Below are 989 nucleotides of genomic sequence, written 5' to 3'. Positions count from 1 at the left end.
AGATCGACCGGGAGAGGTCACGTGCTGAAGGTGCAGCGCAGGGCGACCTCGTGGATCGTCTTGCGGCCACAGGCCCGCCGGCGCATCGTGCTGAGGAAGAGTGCGGGGAGAACTCCCCGGGGATGTGCTGCCCCGAGGAACCATTCTGGTGGGTCAGGAAAGGTGGGTTGTAGGAGAGCCACTCAAGGGGGAGGGGTGCCACCCTCCCTGCGATCGTTTATTCTCCCCGCTGGTATCACCGGTTCGGGCAGGCCCCGCAAGACCCGTCCCGGAGGTGTATCCGGTCGCGGTCACAGTCTCCGGCGGGTTCATCCGGCTGGCCTCCGCTGTTCTGGTGCTGGTAGTGCCCGCACCCGGGGCAATCGCCGGTGGGTTCATCTGCCTGTGGAGCACCCCATGGACCTGCTGCACTTGCCGGCAGCGCGACGGCCATGAGGAGGAGAAGAACCGCTCCGATCCCGAATGCTGTTCTTCGCTTCATGCTGTTCTATCTCCTGCGGTGCGGAGGGATCCGCACCAGCAGACAGAACTTGCGCCCGGGCCGGGATATATTCCTACAGTGCCCCCGGTGGGATCGTTGAACCGACCGGTTCAACGCATCCGGCCAGATCCCTGATGCGCTCAAGCGCGAGCACCGCGTCTTTGCGTTTCTGGTCGACGGCGTGCTCCCCGGAAAACGCCGCAAACCGGGCAAGAACCCCGGGGTCTACCCTTCCTTCCGCCGCCTCGACGACCGCATCGTAGGTCCGCTCCGGGAAGTAGAGCCCCCGGGCGGCGTCGAGGAGCGCCCCGGCCGCGGCGGCATCGATCACCCCGAACTCCAGCGCCTGCTGCAGGGTCGCCCTGATGTTCACGAGCGGCTCTGAGAGCGGGACGAACGTCTCAGGATCGAAGACGAGCGCCACCTCGTCGTCGGCGACGAGCCTCCCCTCCCGGTAGGCCCGGTAGATCTCCCCAACGCCCTCCATCCCGAGGCTGTCGAGTTCGGC

The 989-nt window shown here is 66.4% G+C and carries 2 protein-coding genes; both read right to left on the bottom strand.

Annotated features, from left to right (window positions below):
• Window positions 1–235: 235 nt before the first annotated feature.
• Complete coding sequence (locus tag BP858_RS09505; protein ID WP_074175558.1) at window positions 236–481, bottom strand: hypothetical protein; 246 nt, start codon at window positions 479–481, stop codon at window positions 236–238.
• A gap of 73 nt (window positions 482–554) precedes the next feature.
• The coding region (locus tag BP858_RS09500; RefSeq protein ID WP_286879372.1) for a TfuA-like protein at window positions 555–989 on the bottom strand (435 nt) is incomplete at its 5' end.

The sequence above is a fragment of the Methanoculleus sp. UBA413 genome, from assembly GCF_002502935.1.
Classification (GTDB): Archaea; Halobacteriota; Methanomicrobia; order Methanomicrobiales; family Methanoculleaceae; genus Methanoculleus; species Methanoculleus bourgensis.
The sequence above is the reverse complement of the archived record's forward strand: the minus strand, read 5'-3'. Positions and strand labels throughout refer to the sequence as shown.